General features: G+C 62.6%; 13 protein-coding genes. 8 read left to right on the forward strand and 5 right to left on the reverse strand.

Annotated features, from left to right (window positions below):
• From ligA to smc, 3 genes are all read right to left on the reverse strand, one after another.
• Window positions 1-1,508 (reverse strand): NAD-dependent DNA ligase LigA (gene ligA, locus Q8L50_RS04980; protein ID WP_305347558.1); only part of this gene is annotated, 1,508 nt, incomplete at its 3' end.
• An 18-nt stretch (window positions 1,509-1,526) separates the two neighbouring features.
• Entirely contained in the window at window positions 1,527-2,582 is a 1,056-nt protein-coding gene (locus tag Q8L50_RS04985) for a cell division protein ZipA C-terminal FtsZ-binding domain-containing protein (RefSeq protein WP_305347559.1), read from the reverse strand.
• A 17-nt stretch (window positions 2,583-2,599) separates the two neighbouring features.
• Window positions 2,600-6,133: a chromosome segregation protein SMC gene (gene smc / locus Q8L50_RS04990; RefSeq protein ID WP_305347560.1), complete on the reverse strand. Its 3,534-nt coding sequence runs from the start codon at window positions 6,131-6,133 to the stop codon at window positions 2,600-2,602.
• A 336-nt stretch (window positions 6,134-6,469) separates the two neighbouring features.
• Between smc and dapC the strand changes: the two genes are divergently transcribed.
• From dapC to Q8L50_RS05025, 7 genes are all read left to right on the forward strand, one after another.
• Entirely contained in the window at window positions 6,470-7,669 is a 1,200-nt protein-coding gene (gene dapC, locus Q8L50_RS04995; protein WP_305347561.1) for a succinyldiaminopimelate transaminase, read from the forward strand.
• A 10-nt stretch (window positions 7,670-7,679) separates the two neighbouring features.
• Window positions 7,680-8,507 (forward strand): 2,3,4,5-tetrahydropyridine-2,6-dicarboxylate N-succinyltransferase, encoded by an 828-nt coding sequence (dapD, locus tag Q8L50_RS05000; protein WP_305347562.1) that lies wholly within the window; start codon window positions 7,680-7,682, stop codon window positions 8,505-8,507.
• A gap of 45 nt (window positions 8,508-8,552) precedes the next feature.
• Window positions 8,553-9,698, forward strand: a complete 1,146-nt coding sequence (locus Q8L50_RS05005) for a PilT/PilU family type 4a pilus ATPase (protein WP_305347563.1) — start codon at window positions 8,553-8,555, stop codon at window positions 9,696-9,698.
• 2 nt (window positions 9,699-9,700) lie between these two features.
• Window positions 9,701-10,894: a succinyl-diaminopimelate desuccinylase gene (gene dapE, locus Q8L50_RS05010; protein ID WP_305347564.1), complete on the forward strand. Its 1,194-nt coding sequence runs from the start codon at window positions 9,701-9,703 to the stop codon at window positions 10,892-10,894.
• The gene (prmB, locus tag Q8L50_RS05015; protein ID WP_305347565.1) at window positions 10,891-11,781 is read left to right on the forward strand and encodes a 50S ribosomal protein L3 N(5)-glutamine methyltransferase; all 891 of its coding nucleotides are present in this window, start codon (window positions 10,891-10,893) and stop codon (window positions 11,779-11,781) included. The genes dapE and prmB overlap by 4 nt, the downstream gene beginning before the upstream one ends.
• Before the next feature lie 65 nt (window positions 11,782-11,846).
• Window positions 11,847-13,868, forward strand: a complete 2,022-nt coding sequence (locus tag Q8L50_RS05020; RefSeq protein ID WP_305347566.1) for an ABC-F family ATP-binding cassette domain-containing protein — start codon at window positions 11,847-11,849, stop codon at window positions 13,866-13,868.
• A gap of 58 nt (window positions 13,869-13,926) precedes the next feature.
• Window positions 13,927-14,430, forward strand: a complete 504-nt coding sequence (locus Q8L50_RS05025) for a hypothetical protein (RefSeq protein ID WP_305347567.1) — start codon at window positions 13,927-13,929, stop codon at window positions 14,428-14,430.
• A gap of 100 nt (window positions 14,431-14,530) precedes the next feature.
• Here Q8L50_RS05025 and Q8L50_RS05030 read toward each other — a convergent pair whose 3' ends face one another.
• On the reverse strand, window positions 14,531-15,082 hold the full coding sequence (locus Q8L50_RS05030; protein WP_305347568.1) for a hemerythrin domain-containing protein: 552 nt from the start codon (window positions 15,080-15,082) through the stop codon (window positions 14,531-14,533).
• A 43-nt stretch (window positions 15,083-15,125) separates the two neighbouring features.
• Window positions 15,126-15,380 (reverse strand): hypothetical protein, encoded by a 255-nt coding sequence (locus tag Q8L50_RS05035; protein WP_305347569.1) that lies wholly within the window; start codon window positions 15,378-15,380, stop codon window positions 15,126-15,128.
• Window positions 15,381-15,478: 98 nt separating this feature from the next.
• Here Q8L50_RS05035 and Q8L50_RS05040 point away from each other — a divergent pair, with 98 nt between their 5' ends.
• Window positions 15,479-15,865 carry a M15 family metallopeptidase gene (locus Q8L50_RS05040; RefSeq protein ID WP_305347570.1) on the forward strand — a complete coding sequence of 129 codons (387 nt, stop codon included), beginning with the start codon at window positions 15,479-15,481 and terminating at the stop codon, window positions 15,863-15,865.
• Window positions 15,866-15,896: the final 31 nt, after the last annotated feature.

Below are 15,896 nucleotides of genomic sequence, written 5' to 3' on the forward strand. Positions count from 1 at the left end.
TCGACCATCTGCTCAACCAGTTTGTCGCCCAGGCCTTCGACCTCCACCGCACGCCGGTGGGCGTAATGCAGGATGGCTTCCTTGCGCTGGGCGCCGCAGAAAAGGCCACCGGTGCAACGGTAGTCGGCTTCGCCTTCTTCACGGACGGCGTCGGAACCACATACCGGGCAAGTCCGCGGCATGGTGAATATTGCGCCCCGTTCGGGCTGAGCCTCGGACGGGTCTAAATTCCCTTCGACAGACTCAGGAGGAACGACAGGAAGAACAACACTGACGACTTCCGGGATCACATCGCCCGCACGGCGCACGATGACGGTATCCCCCACCCGCACATCCTTGCGCCTGGCCTCGTCCTCGTTGTGCAGAGTGGCGTTGGTCACCGTCACGCCGCCCACAAACACTGGCGCCAGTTTGGCCACCGGGGTGAGTTTGCCGGTACGCCCCACCTGGACGTCAATCGCCAGCACGGTCGTCATCTGCTCCTGCGCCGGGTATTTGTGCGCCACCGCCCAGCGCGGCTCGCGCGTGACAAAACCCAGCTTTTTCTGTAGCGCCAGGCTGTTGACCTTGTAGACCACGCCGTCGATGTCGTAGGGCAACTGGTGGCGCTCGCGCGCGATCTTCTCGTGAAACGCTATTAATTCATGAGCGCCCTGCGCAGTCTGGGTAAGGGCTGCAACCGGAAATCCCCATGTTTTGAGGGTCAGCAGCAGCTGGTAGTGGGTCTCAAACTGCGGGCCACACTCTTCCTCAGGCGTGACCTCGCCCAGGCCGTAGGCAAAAAAGCTCAGCGGGCGCTGGGCGGAAATTCCGGGATCAAGCTGCCGCACCGCGCCAGCAGCAGCATTGCGCGGATTCACAAAGGTTTTTTCGCCTTTGGCACCCTGGGCGATCTTTTCGCGCTGTTTTTCGTTGAGTGATTCGAAATCGTCGCGCCGCATGTAAACCTCGCCACGCACCTCCAGCACCGCCGGCACGTCTTTCGGCAAGCGCAAAGGAATCTGCCGGATGGTCTGGATGTTCTGGGTCACGTCCTCGCCGACTTCGCCATCGCCGCGCGTGGCCGCCTGCACCAGCACGCCCATTTCATAACGCAGGTTCATGGCCAGGCCGTCGAACTTCAATTCAGCGACGTATTCCACTGGGGGATCAGACTCCGTCAGGCCCAACTCCTTGCGTACGCGGGTGTCGAAGTTCTGCGCGCCAGTCGCCTCGGTGTCGGTCTCGGTACGGATGCTGAGCATGGACACGGCATGGCGCACGCTGGCGAACTGGTCCAGCGCCTTGCCGCCGACACGCACCGTCGGCGAATCCGGGCTTGCCAGTTCCGGGTGCAGCGCCTCCAGCTCCTGCAGCTCCTGGAACAGCCGGTCGTACGCGGCATCAGCAATGGTCGGCTCGTCCAGCACGTAATAACGGTGGGCGTGCTGGTGCAATTCGGTACGCAGCGCCGCGACGCGTTCGGCAGGCGACGGCCCGGGCGACGCAAACAGGTCAGGGGTGGCCATGGGGAAGAGGAAAAAAACTCAACTGAACAGGCGCCGGCCCAGCGCCGAGCCGGCCGGCATGTCGCGCCCGTCCAGGGTGTTGTAGAGCTGCTCCAGATCGGTGTGAATGACTTCCATGGCTTCGGGGCGTATCGGCTGGCCCTGGTCATCGATGATCACGCCGTCCATGCTCGCGGCAAGGGAGATCGCAGCCTCGCACATACGGACAAAGGGTTGCTCGGCGCGAGCCACCTGCGGCACATCCAGCGACAAGGTCAGCTCGCGCAAGGCGGTCTGCTCGGGGTCTTCTGCCATCGCGGCCTGGGTATCAAAGGCCAGACCCAGAATCGGTGCATGACCCGCGCCGTCGGCGGGCAGCACCATGCGCCCGGGAATGGAACCGGCGACAAAGCCCTGCTTGGCGGCACTTTGTTGTACATAACCGGGGCTCCAGGCGGTGTTCCTGGCGCGCAGGGTAAAGCTCAATTGCGCGTCGTGGGCGCTGGCAAACTGGTCAAGTTCGCGGGCACGCGCGACCTCTTCCAGCATGTCTGGAAACTCAGGCTGGCCGTCAATCGCATCGGCAAAAGCCTGCGCCTTCATGACAAATTCCGAAAACTCGATCTGGTTGAGCGCACCCGTGCGGTTGGCCAATTGCACCCCGGCCTGGAAGGCGCTGTAACGCTGGCCTGGCACCGGGGTTTCCCAGCTGCTGGTCAGGGCGTTGCGCCCTTCGATGGCGAAGGGCTTGCTGCCGGCACGGCGGGAACCCGGCATGGCGGCCAGCGCGGCCTCGCCCGACACAGGCGCGTCCACGGCAACCGGGGCGAGGACGTCGATCAGGGCATCCAGCCCCGGCTTTTTTTCGGGCACCGTCAGCGCCGTCAATACATCCAGACCGGAGTCCTGGTCAAACTCCGGCTCCAGCCTTTCGGGCAGCGCGCCTGCAGGCAGGTCACCCGCTGGCCCAGCTGCAAGCGGGCTGGGCTCCGGCTGGCGGGGCAGGTTTTTGCGCGCCGACCAGGCGCCATGGGCGACCACGATGGCAAGGACCAGGCCGCCGATGATCGCCAAACTGATTTGAAGTGAGCTCATCTATCTGTGTCTGTGGTTCAGGCTGCTTCCACGAAGCCCAACGCGGCCTCCATGTCCACCGCAACGATGCGCGACACGCCCTGCTCCTGCATGGTCACGCCTATCAGTTGTTCGGCCATTTCCATGGCAATCTTGTTGTGGCTGATGAAGAGGAACTGCGTTTCCTTGCTCATACTGCTCACCAGCTTGGCATAACGCTCGGTGTTGGCATCGTCCAGCGGCGCATCGACCTCGTCGAGCAGGCAGAAAGGCGCGGGGTTGAGCTGGAAGATCGCAAACACCAGCGCAATTGCCGTGAGCGCCTTTTCGCCACCCGACAGCAGATGGATGGTCTGATTCTTCTTGCCGGGCGGCTGCGCCAGCACCTGAACGCCGGCGTCAAGAATTTCCTCACCAGTCATCATCAGCTTGGCATTACCGCCACCAAACAGGCGCGGGAACATCTCGCCAAAATGGCGATTGACCGTCTCGAAGGTCGAGGACAGCAGGTCGCGCGTTTCTGCGTCGATTTTCTTGATCGCATCTTCCAGCGTGTTCATGGCTTCGTTGAGGTCGGCCGACTGCGCGTCGAGGAACTGCTTGCGTTCGCGTGCGCTGGCGAGTTCGTCGAGGGCGGCCAGATTCACCGCCCCCAGCGACTGGATCTCGCGGTTGATGCGGTCGATCTCGCCCTGCAGGCCGGTCAGGCGCACATTGCCAGTCTGGATGGATTGCTCGATCGTGGCCAGGTCGGCCTGGGCATCGGTCAGCAACTGCGCGTACTGCTCGAAGCCCAGGCGCGCGGCCTGCTCTTTCAGCTGGAACTCGGTGATGCGCTGGCGCAGCGGCTCGAGTTCACGCTCGAGCTGCAGGCGGCGCTCGTCGCTGGCGCGCAGCTTGGTGGTCAGGTCGTCGTAATGGCTGCGTTTGGCGCCCAGATCAGCCTCGCGCTCGAGTTTGACGGCCAGCGCGCTTTGCAGGCCGGCCTGCGCGGCGGCATCGGTCAGGCGCGCCAGTTCTTCCTGGGCGCGTTGCTCTTCTTGCGCAATTGACGCGGCCTGCTGCGCTGCAATGGCGATGGACCGGGCCAGCTCGTCACGGCGCGAGGCCAGGCTTCTCAGCGCAAACCGGGCTTCCTGCGACTGCCGTTCCAGGGCACGCTGCTGCTCGCGCGATTCATTGAGCTTGCGCTCGGCTTCGATCACACGGTCATCGAGCTGGGCGTGGCGCTCCTGGCTATCGGCCAGCTGCATGTCGAGCTCTTCAAAGCGCGCCTCGGCGGTGACCTTGCGTTCCTGCAAATCATTCATTTGCGCATCGATCTCGGCCAGATCGCCGGCAATCTGCTCGCTGCGTGCGCGGGTTTGCTCGGCCAGTTGTGTCAGACGCAGTACTTCAACCTGCAGTTCATGCGTACGGCTTTGGCCTTCGGCGGTTTCACGACGGGCCGTGGCCAGGCGCTGGGCGGCATCGGCATAAGCGGCTTCAGCGCGAATCGACGCGCTGCGTGCCTCATCGCTGATCAGCGCTTGGCCGCGCAATTGTTTTTCGAGGTTTTCGATTTCCTGGGCGCGCGCCAGCAGACCGGCCTGCTCGGAGTCCTGGGCGTAAAAACTCACGCTGTAATGCGTGACGGCGTGACCTGTTTTGACGTAGATCACTTCACCGGCCTGCAACTGCTGACGCGCAGCCAGCGCTTCGTCCAGGTTGGCGGCGGTCAGGCAGCCATGCAACCAGTCGCCCAACAGCGCGGCCTGGCTGGCATCACCCAGGCGCAGGAAATCGGAGAGCGGTTTCAGTCCGGTACCTGAAGCCTTGGCGGGCGCGGCAGCTGTTGGCGGCGAATAGAACGAGAGTTTGGCCGGGGGCGTGCCCTGGCCGTCGGTGCCGGCAAAACCGCGCACCATGTCCAGCCGGCTGACTTCCAGTGCGCCCAGGCGTTCACGCAGCGCGGCTTCAAGGGCGTTCTCCCAGCCCTGCTCGATGTGGATGCGGCTCCACAGGCCCTGCAGGCTGTCGAGCCCGTGTTTGGCCAGCCAGGGCTTGAGCTTGCCGTCGGTCTTGACTTTTTCCTGCAGCGCCTTGAGCGCCTCCAGACGCGCCGACAGGTCGGCCTGCTTCGCGGACTCGGTATTGACGGCCTGCTGCTTGTTGCGCCTGTCTTCGTCGAGCAGCGGCACGCTGTCGGTCAGCTCGTGCAGACGCGCTTCGGCTTCTTCCTGGGCTTCCTTGGCCGCAGTGAACTGGGTGTTGAGGTTGACCAGCCGCGCTTCATCAGGGGCATTCAGCGCATTTTTGTCTGCACTGAGCCGCTCATGCCGCAGACCCAGGGCGCGCGATTGTTCTTCGATATTGCGCTGGTCGGCGGCCAGCACCTGAATTTGCTGCTGCACCTGGCCGACGCTGGCGCGCTGCTCATTGGCTTTGGACTGCGCGGCGCGCAGCGCCTCTTCCAGCGCCGGCAACTGACCGGACTGGTCTTCGCTTTGCGCGGCCAGCAGCTCGGACTGCTCTTCGGCCTGCAGCGCCTGGGCGGCGAGGTTTTCGGTTTCCAGCGCCGCGTCGTCCTTGCGGGCAGCCCACTGCGCGGTCTGCTCCTTGAGCTGTTGCAGGCGCTGCTCGACGCGCTGTCGGCCTTCAACCACAAACCGGATTTCGGCCTCCAGCCGGCCTACTTCGGCGCTGGCCTCGTACAGCTTGCCCTGTGCCTGGTTGACCTGATCGCCTGCGCCGTAGTGCGCCTGGCGGATGGTCTCCAGATCGGCCTCTATGTGGCGCAAATCGGCGATGCGGCTTTCGAGGTCGTTGACCGATTTTTCAGCATCGGCCTCGACTTTGGCCTGGTCGGCCTCGCTCTCGGCGCGTTTGAGAAACCACAGCTGCTGCTGCTTGAGCGTGGCATCGGCATGCAGGGCGTTATAGCGCAGCGCCACCTCGGCCTGCTTTTCGAGCTTGTCGAGGTTGGCATTGAGCTCGCGCAGGATGTCCTCGACCCGGGTCAGGTTCTCGCGCGTGTCACTCAGGCGATTGGCGGTTTCGCGCCGGCGCTCTTTGTACTTGGAGACGCCGGCGGCTTCCTCCAGAAACAGGCGCAGCTCTTCAGGCTTGGATTCGATGATGCGGCTGATCGTGCCCTGGCCGATGATGGCGTAAGCGCGCGGGCCCAGGCCGGTGCCAAGAAACACATCCTGCACGTCCCGCCGGCGCACCGGCTGGTTGTTGATGTAGTAGCTGCTGGTGCCGTCGCGCGTCAGCACACGTTTGACGGCGATTTCGGCAAACTGGCCCCACTGGCCGCCGGCGCGGTGGTCGGCGTTGTCGAACACCAGCTCGACGCTGGAGCGGCTGGCCGGTTTGCGCAGGTTGGTGCCGTTGAAAATCACGTCCTGCATGGACTCGCCGCGCAGCTCGGAAGCCCGGCTTTCTCCCAGCACCCAGCGCACCGCGTCCATGATGTTGGACTTGCCACAACCGTTGGGGCCGACCACGCCGACCAGTTGACCAGGCAACACAAAATTGGTGGGTTCAGCAAACGACTTGAACCCGGCTAACTTGATCGAATTGAGACGCACGGCAGACCCTGTTTTTTTCTTGGTGCTTTGAAGCTAAGCCGTTGATTTCTATAGCGCTTTTAAAGGGCGCAGAACCTGCTTCCAGCAATGCAGAGCCTGCAATGTTACCCGAGGCGGGCGGGCTGGCCGCTGTAAAAAAGGGTGACCGGGGCAGCGGCGCCACGCACCCGCCCTGCCCGATCCAGCCCTCAACCCCTGTCTGCTGCTGGTTTCTGCATCAAATCGGCCTCCAGCCCATATCCAGAAAGCGTGAGCAGCTATAAAGTTTATAGCAACCCACACATCATGCGACTGATGCGGCAATTGCCGCAGCGCACACACTGGATAATCCGGGCCATGAATCCTCTGTTGAAACGCCTGCAGCCCTACCCTTTTGAGCGGCTGCGACAACTGCATGCCGGTGTCACCCCCAACCCCGCCTATCGACCCATCAGCCTGGGCATTGGCGAGCCCAGACACGCGACGCCGGAACTGATCAAGGCCGCCTTGACCCAGAGTTTGTCTGGCCTGGCCAGTTACCCGGCTACGGCAGGTGAGCCGAAATTGCGCCAGGCCATGGCCGGCTGGATGCAGCGCCGCTACGGCCTGGCGATAGACCCGCTGACGCAAATCCTGCCTGTAAACGGTTCGCGCGAAGCCTTGTTTGCATTGGCCCAGACGGTGATCGACCCCACCCAGCCCGGCGCCACGGTGGTCAGCCCCAATCCGTTTTATCAAATCTACGAAGGCGCGGCACTGCTGGCCGGCGCCGACACCTGGTTTGCCCCCAGCGACCCGGCACGCAACTTTGCGGTGGACTGGGCCGCCGTGCCGCAAGCCGTCTGGGAAAAAACGCAATTGCTGTTTGTCTGCTCACCCGGCAACCCGACCGGCGCGGTGATGGGCCTGGACGAATGGAAACTGCTGTTTGAACTGAGCGACCGCTATGGCTTTGTGATCGCCTCGGATGAGTGTTACAGCGAGATTTACTTCCGCGACGAAGCGCCGCTGGGTGGCCTGCAGGCCGCCGCGCAACTGGGCCGCCACGATTTCAAAAACATCATCGCGCTGACCAGCCTGTCCAAGCGCAGCAATGTGCCCGGCATGCGCAGTGGTTTCGTGGCCGGTGATGCGGCCATGATCAAGCCGTTTTTGCTTTACCGCACCTACCACGGCAGCGCGATGAGCCCCATCGTGCAGGCCGCCAGCATCGCCGCCTGGGACGATGAAGCCCACGTCATCGCGAACCGCGCCCTGTACCGCGAAAAGTTCACCAAAGTCACACCGCTGCTGGCCGCTGTGATGGACGTGGCTTTGCCGGATGCCGGCTTCTATCTGTGGGCAAAGATCCCGGACCGGTTTGCCGGCGACGACGCCGCTTTCTCGCGCGAGTTGCTCGCTCTTTACAATGTCGTGGTGTTGCCCGGCAGTTACCTGGCCCGTGAGGCCCAGGGCCACAACCCCGGCGCTGGCCGTATCCGCATGGCGCTGGTGGCCGAAACCGCTGAATGTGTAGAAGCCGCCCAGAGAATTGTTCAATTTATTCAATCCACCTGACCTTCCAAAAATGAACCAAGACCAACTGCAAAGCATCATCAACGCCGCCTGGGACGACCGCGCAAATCTGTCGCCGCAAGCTGCTTCGAAGGAAATTCAGGACGCGGTGGAACACACCATCTCCGAGCTCAATGGCGGCCGCCTGCGTGTGGCCACGCGCCAGGGTGTGGGCCAGTGGACCACGCACCAGTGGATCAAGAAGGCCGTACTGTTGAGCTTTCGCCTGAAAGACAACGTGCTGATGCGCGCCGGTGACCTGGGATTTTTTGACAAGGTGCCGACCAAATTTTCGCACCTGAGCGAGCAGGAGATGAAAGCCAGCGGCGTGCGCGTGGTGCCGCCTGCGGTGGCGCGCCGTGGCAGCTATATCGCCAAGGGTGCGATTTTGATGCCCAGTTATGTGAACATCGGCGCTTATGTGGATGAAGGCACCATGGTCGATGCATGGGCCACAGTGGGCAGTTGCGCGCAGGTCGGAAAAAACGTGCACCTGTCGGGTGGCGTCGGCCTCGGCGGAGTGCTGGAGCCATTGCAGGCGAATCCCACCATCATTGAAGACAACTGTTTCATCGGCGCCCGCTCGGAAGTGGTCGAGGGCGTGATTGTGGAGGAAAACTCGGTCATTTCCATGGGTGTGTACATCGGCCAGAGCACGCCGATTTACGACCGCGAAGCGGACACAGTGACCTATGGCCGCATTCCAGCAGGTTCTGTGGTGGTCTCGGGCAATCTGCCCAAGGCTGGCGGCAAATACTCCCTCTACTGCGCGGTCATCGTCAAGAAGGTGGACGCCAAAACCCGCGCCACGACCAGCCTGAACGACCTGCTGCGCGATTAATCTCCGATGGCTGAAGCACCTACCCCGGCACCGAAAGGCGCAACCTTGAGCACGATGGAACGAATCCTGCGTTTGATGGCCGAAAAAAAGGCCTCTGACGTTTACCTGTCTGCCAACTCCCCGGCGCTGATCAAGATCAATGGCGAGGCCGTACCTATCAACAACCAGGTCCTGCCGGCCGACGCGCCGCGCAACCTGCTGGCCGAGGTGTTGCCACCTGCCCGTATTGAGGAGCTGGAAGAGCTCGGTGAGCTCAACATGGCTTTTCCCGTGGCGGGTGTCGGCAACTTCCGCATCAGCGCGTTCAGGCAGCGCAGCACCTATGCGGCCGTGATCCGCTTTGTGCCGACAGAAATCCCGGCGCTGGAGAGCCTGAAGGTGCCGCCCATACTATCCAGCCTGATCATGGAAAAACGCGGCCTTCTGCTGATGGTGGGCGCCACCGGCGCCGGCAAAAGCACCACCCTGGCGGCCATGATGGACCACCGCAACGCCAAGGCGCCCGGCCATATTTTGACGATTGAAGACCCGGTGGAGTTTTTGTTCACCAACAAAAAATCGGTGGTGAACCAGCGTGAGGTTGGCAGCGACACCCAGTCCCTGCAAGTGGCGCTGAAAAACGCGCTGCGCCAGGCGCCTGACGTGATTTTGATTGGCGAGATACGCGACCGCGAAACCATGTCGGCCGCGATTGCCTATGCGCAGTCGGGCCACCTGTGCCTGGCCACCATGCATGCCAACAACAGCTACCAGGCGCTGAATCGCATCCTGAGTTTTTACCCGGTCGAGGTGCGCAACACCATGCTGGGCGACCTGGGCGCGGCGATGAAGGCGATTGTGTCGCAGCGCCTGCTGCGCACCCAGGCCGGTGGCCGCGCGCCGGCGGTCGAGGTCATGCTCAACACCAAACTGATTTCCGAGTTGATCGAAAAGGGCGATTTTTCCGGCGTCAAGGAAGCCATGGAAAAATCCATGGCCGAAGGATCACAAACCTTTGAGCAGGACATTGCGAGACTGATTGTGGACGGCTCTGTGACGCGCAAGGAAGGCCTGCTGTACTCGGACTCACCCACCAACCTGATGTGGCGCCTGGAGAACGACTTTGCGGCGGCCGCCAAGGCGGAAGAGCCTGAAGAGGACCCGGATGACGAGCCATCGTTCACCGAAATCACGCTGGACGTCAAGCACTGAGCATGTCGAGAACGCTGCAACTCGCTGAGCAACTGATTTCGCGCCCATCGGTCACACCCGAGGACGCCGGCTGCCAGACCATCCTCGTCGCCCGGCTGCAAGCGCTGGGTTTTGAATGCGAAACCGTTGTCAGTGGGCCAGAACACTTCCGGGTCACCAACCTGTGGGCCAAATTCAAGGGTTTTAGCCCTGCGGCCCTTCCCGGGCTTGCGCAGACAGCTCCTGATTCAATAGCACCCCGGACCCTCGTCTTCGCCGGCCACACCGATGTGGTGCCGACCGGCCCGCTCGAGCAGTGGACCAGCCCGCCCTTCACACCCAGCCACCGGGACGGCGTGTTGTACGGCCGCGGCGCGGCCGACATGAAGACCTCGATTGCCGCCATGGTGGTCGCTGTCGAGGAATTTCTGGCGTCCAACCCGCAACCGAATCTGTCCATCGCTTTTCTCATCACCAGCGACGAGGAAGGTCCGTCAGTGGACGGCACCGCCGTGGTGGTGCAGCAGCTCAAGGCGCGCGGCGAGGTGCTGGACTATTGCATCGTCGGCGAGCCGACTTCTGTGGACCAGCTCGGCGACATGATCAAAAATGGCCGGCGCGGCACGCTGAGCGGCAAGCTCGCCGTCAAAGGGGTGCAGGGCCACATCGCCTACCCGCACCTGGCCGACAACCCGATCCACCGCTTTGCACCGGCCCTGGCCGAGCTGGTGGCGACCCAGTGGGATGCCGGTAACGCGTTTTTCCCGGCAACCAGTTGGCAGGTCTCGAATGTGCACGGCGGCACCGGCGCTTCCAACATCATCCCGGGCGAACTGGTGGTGGACTTCAACTTCCGTTTTTCCACCGAGTCGACAGCTGACAGCCTGAAAACCCGGCTTGAAGCCATTCTGAACAAGCACAAGCTGGACTACAGCCTGACGTGGACACTGGGCGGCCAGCCCTTTCTGACCACGCCTGGCGCGCTGGTCCAGGCCGTGAGTGAGTCCATCCAGGCCGAGACCGGCGTGGTGACTGAGCTGTCCACCACCGGCGGCACCAGTGACGGGCGTTTTATCGCCAGCATCTGCCCGCAGTTGATCGAATTCGGTCCCATCAACGCTTCCATCCACAAGATCGACGAACACGTGTTGGTCAGTTCGCTGGACCCGCTGAAAAACATCTACAAAGGCGTGCTGGAGCGCCTGGCCGCTCTGTGAGCGCCGCGCAACCGACGACAGTCATCGCGCTGGTCGAACACTGGGCCGACCGCCTCGAGGCCGCCGGCCTGACCCTGGCCGATGGTTTTGGCCAGGGCACGCTGACCGCTTTTGACGAAGCCGCCTGGCTGGTGCTGTGGCGCCTGGGCCTGCCGCTGGACGAGCTCGATGAAGAGGAAAATACGCCTGTAACTCCCGCCGACGTTGAAAAGGTTGCTATCCTTCTGGAAGCACGCATCAGCACCCGCAAGCCCGCCGCCTACCTCACGCACGAAGCCTGGCTGCAGGGCGTTCCTTTTTATGTCGATGAACGCGTGATCATTCCGCGCTCGCTGATTGCCGAACTGCTGGTCGATGAAAGCATAGACCCCTGGCTCAGCGAATCTACCCACCGGGTGCTGGACCTGTGCACCGGCAATGGCAGTCTGGCCATCCTCGCCGCCATGGCGTACCCGGACGTGGCTGTGGATGCCGCCGACATCAGCACCGACGCGCTGGCCGTGGCGAAAATCAATGTGGACGTGCACGAGCTGCAGCAGCGCATCACGCTGATTACCTCCGACGGGCTGGCCGCCTGCCGCGGCCTGTATGACCTGATTCTGTGCAACCCGCCCTATGTCAACGCCGCCACCATGGCCGCGCTGCCGGCTGAATTCCGGGCCGAGCCTGCGCTGGCCCTGGCCGGTGGCGAAGACGGCATGGACTTCATCAGAAGCCTTTTTCTAAACGCAGCCGCCCATATGAGCGAAAATGCCGTTTTGGTGCTGGAAATCGGCAACGAGCGCGAGAATTTTGAACGCGCCTTTCCCGAGCTGGAACCCCTGTGGTTCGAGACCAGCGCAGGCCCTGACCAGGTTTTGCTGCTCACGCGCCAGCAACTGGCCTGAGTTTGGCCTGAAACCTGCGTGCTGGCTCTCACGGCTGCGAATGCCGAACAATTTGTCTGTTTTAAATGATTACCCTTAAAAACGTGGTGCTGCGTCGCGGCGCCAAAGTGATTCTCGACAGCGCGTCTGTCAGCATGAACCCCGGCGAAAAAATAGGCCTTGTGGGGCGCAATGGCGCGGGCAAGTCCTCGCTGTTTGCCATGCTCAACGGCACGCTGCACGAGGACGGTGGCGAGTTTTACATCCCCGCCCAGTGGCGCATGGCGCAGGTCGCCCAGGACATGCCCGAAACCGAGCAAAGCGCCACCGACTATGTGATCGAGGGCGACGTGGTGCTGCTGGCCGCACAGGCCGAGGTCACTGCCTCCGAAGAAAGCGGCGACGGCGACCGCATGGCCCATGCCTACATGGAGCTCTACGACGCCGGTGCGCACGATGCGCAGGCGCGCGCCCAGGCGTTGATCCTCGGCCTCGGTTTCAAGGTCAGCGAACTGGACAACCCGGTCAACAGCTTTTCCGGCGGCTGGCGCATGCGTTTGCAGCTTGCGCGCGCGCTGATGTGCCCGTCCGACCTGCTGCTGCTCGACGAACCCACCAATCACCTGGATTTGGACGCGCTGGTCTGGCTGGAGGCCTGGTTGCAGCGTTACCAGGGCACCATGCTGGTCATCAGCCATGACCGCGAATTTCTTGACGCCGTGACCGACGTCACGGTGCACATCGAACGCGCCAAACTCACGCGTTACGGCGGCAACTACAGCAAGTTCGAGGACCTGCGCGCCGAACAGATGGCCCTGCAACAAGGCGCCTATTCCAAGCAGCAGGACAAGATCGCGCACCTGCAGAAATTCATTGCGCGCTTCAAGGCCAAGGCCAGCAAGGCCAAGCAGGCGCAAAGCCGGGTCAAGGCGCTGGACCGCATGGAGAAAATCGCGCCGCTGCTGGCCGAGGCCGATTTCACCTTCGAGTTCAAGGAACCGGCAAATCTGCCCAACCCCATGCTGTCTATGCAGAACGCCTACTTCGGCTACCCCGCGCCAGAAGATGCGCCCGAAGGCACGCCGCCCACCACCATCGTGCAGAACGTCAGCAAGTCGGTGCTGGCCGGCCAGCGCATCGGCATCCTGGGCGCCAACGGCCAGGGCAAATCGACCGTGGTCAAGACGATTGCGCGGGCCCTGGCCCCCATCAGTGGCGAGATGACCGAAGGCAAGGGCCTGAACATTGGTTACTTTGCGCAGCAGGAGCTCGACGTGCTACGCCCTGCCGACAACCCGCTGGAGCACATGATCCGCCTGGTCAAGGAAGTCGCCGCAGCCGGCAAGATGGGCAACCAGCCGACGCGTGAGCAGGACCTGCGCAGTTTCCTGGGCAACTTCAACTTCAGCGGCGACATGGTCAAGCAGTCCGTCGGCAGCATGAGCGGCGGCGAAAAAGCCCGGCTGGTGCTGTGCATGATCGTCTGGCAACGCCCCAACCTTCTGCTGCTTGACGAGCCGACCAACCACCTGGACCTGGCCACGCGCGAGGCACTGTCGATGGCGCTCAACGAGTTTGAAGGCACGGTCATGCTGGTCAGCCACGACCGGGCCTTGCTGCGTGCGGTGTGCGACGAGTTCTGGATGGTGTCCCAGGGCGGTGTTGCGCCATTTGACGGCGACCTGGACGACTACCAGAAATACCTGCTCGATTACGCGAAGCGTCAGCGCGAAGAAGCCAAAAAAGCCGGCAGTGCCCCCGCGCCGGCTCCGGACGCTATCAAAAACGCAGCTGTTTCCGCACAGCCGGCAAGGGCTGGTGGCAGTTTTGATACTAAAAAACCAGTCGACAGGAAGGTCGATGCGCAACGCCGCCAGCAGCAGTCCGACAGCACCAAACCGTTGCGCAAGGAGCTGGAAAAAATTGACCAGCAGATGCAGGGCCTTGCCACCGAGCGTGACCAGTTGCAGGCCAGACTGGCCAGTACCACCGCCGCGCTGGAGCTGGCCCAAACCGGCAAGCGCCTCAAAACCATCGACGGCGAGCTGGGCACACTGGAAGAACGCTGGCTGGAATTGACCGAGCAGATCGAAACCGCCACTGCCTGACAAGCACTTGGGCTGACGACCCTAACGCTGCCTGGCATTTCGCGTTAAAGTGACTTTCATGCCCACCGCCCTCCAAATGGCTGCTGATGACGCAGCCCTCTCTGCCGCCGTCACCCGCAGCCGCAAACTGCTGCACAAGCGCGCTGTGGTCGCTGCTGCCGCCAGCGCCGTGCCGGTGCCCGGCCTGGACTGGGCGGTGGATGCCGCCATGTTGTCCCGGCTGATCCCCGAGATCAACAAGGAGTTCGGCCTGACGCCGCAACAGCTCGACCAGCTCGACCCCAAAAAACGCGACCAGGTACAAAAAGCTGTTACTGTCGTCGGCTCGGTGTTGATCGGAAAATTCATCTCCAGAGACCTGATCCTCAAGGCTGCCACCAAAATCGGCATGCGATTGACCACCAAGCAGCTCGCCAAATACGTGCCCTTCGCCGGGCAGATCGTCGCCGCCAGTGTCGGGTATGCCGCGATTCGCTACCTGGGTGAAGAACACATGAAGGACTGCATCCGCGTGGCGCAGCAGGCACAGCTGGAGGTGCCACTTCTTGGGTATGCCGGTTAACTACAAGCCAATACCCCCGGTGGGACCGCGGTTTTGATCCTGTGAATTCCCGGTCTTCCTTGCAACCGGCGATTCCAGGGGCAGACAGGCTACTTGGCTCCTAGATATGCGCCATGGGTTGCGGTGCGTGCCGAAGATGCAGAGACAGGCCCAGTGCTTCCATGTGATTGCCATTGCGGCTCAGGATGGTTTGAGCCAAAGGCAGAAACTGCTCTTCTTCGAAGCGGGCATGGGCTGTGTAGGCCTGTGCCAGCTCCTGCACCGCAGCCGTGTCCAGATCAGACGCGCTGGCTTTGGCCACCGCCCTGACGGCCGGCTCCAGGCTTTTCCAGCGCGCCTCTATCATGCGGTGCTCCTCGGTCAGCCGCCGGATGATGGCGCGTACCTTGTCCGCCTCCGGCCCTGCAACCGCACTGCGCAACACGGCGGGAAACAGCTCGTTTTCCTCGTCCGCGTGATGTACAAACACCGCCTCCCTGAACAAGCTCAGTGTCTGCGCAGCAACTGTCCGGGCCCGGACCGCAGCCGCCTGCAAGACCGGCAGTTCCTCGAAGGCCTGCAACTGCGACAGGATGCCCACATGGCATTGTGAGAAGCTGGTCAGCGGTCCATTGCTGGTATCCATGTCAGACGCGGCGGGATCGGTACTCATGCCCTCAATGTAGGGGCAGATGGCGCGCACAGCTTGACCCACATCAAGAAAGTGGCGCTTGCGGCCGCAGCTGTTTTGCCGGCTTGGTCTGGAAAGACTGGCCGCCGAAGCTCGGCAGGGCCGGCCACACCCGGCCGGACTCCTGATTGCTGGCTACCTTGCCGGTCTGGCAGGCCGCGCGGATCAGCCGCGCCGTCGGGTTGGGCAGCATGTCCCGAAACGGCATCCAGCGCGGATTGGCCTCGGTGTAAATCGAGGTCTGGCCAGCACCACCGCCCTCCCCCAACACCTCCTGCAATTATGGGACGACAGTCCGGGCGGGCCCGCGTTCCAATACGCCGGGCTTGTGCATCAGCCCCCACTAGGCGCACAAAAGTATCCACTCCGGGAGCCATCATGGGTCCATTCAAACTGGGAACAACCTCGCTTCGCGAACTCGACGGTGTCCATGCCGATCTGGTCGCCGTAGTGCAAAGGGCCATCGTCCTGACCGCGCAGGATTTCAGTGTGCACGACGGCATACGCACGCTGGCCGATCAGCAGCGACTGGTGGCCAAGGGTGCCAGCCAGACACTGGATTCACGCCACCAGACAGGCCACGCTGTGGGCCTGGCGCCCTATATCAACGACAAGCTGCGCTGGGAATGGGAGCCGATATACATGATTGCCGATGGGGTGCGGGTAGCGACGCAAGAGCTAAAGATACCGCTGCGCTGGGGCGGCGCATGGGACATCGACTTCACCGCGTCCAGCGAATCAACCGAGGACCGGGTGGCGCGGTAGGTGGCCAGGCGCAAGGCGGTCAACCTGCGCG

Source organism: Polaromonas sp. (assembly GCF_030680935.1).
Lineage (GTDB): Bacteria > Pseudomonadota > Gammaproteobacteria > Burkholderiales > Burkholderiaceae_C > Polaromonas.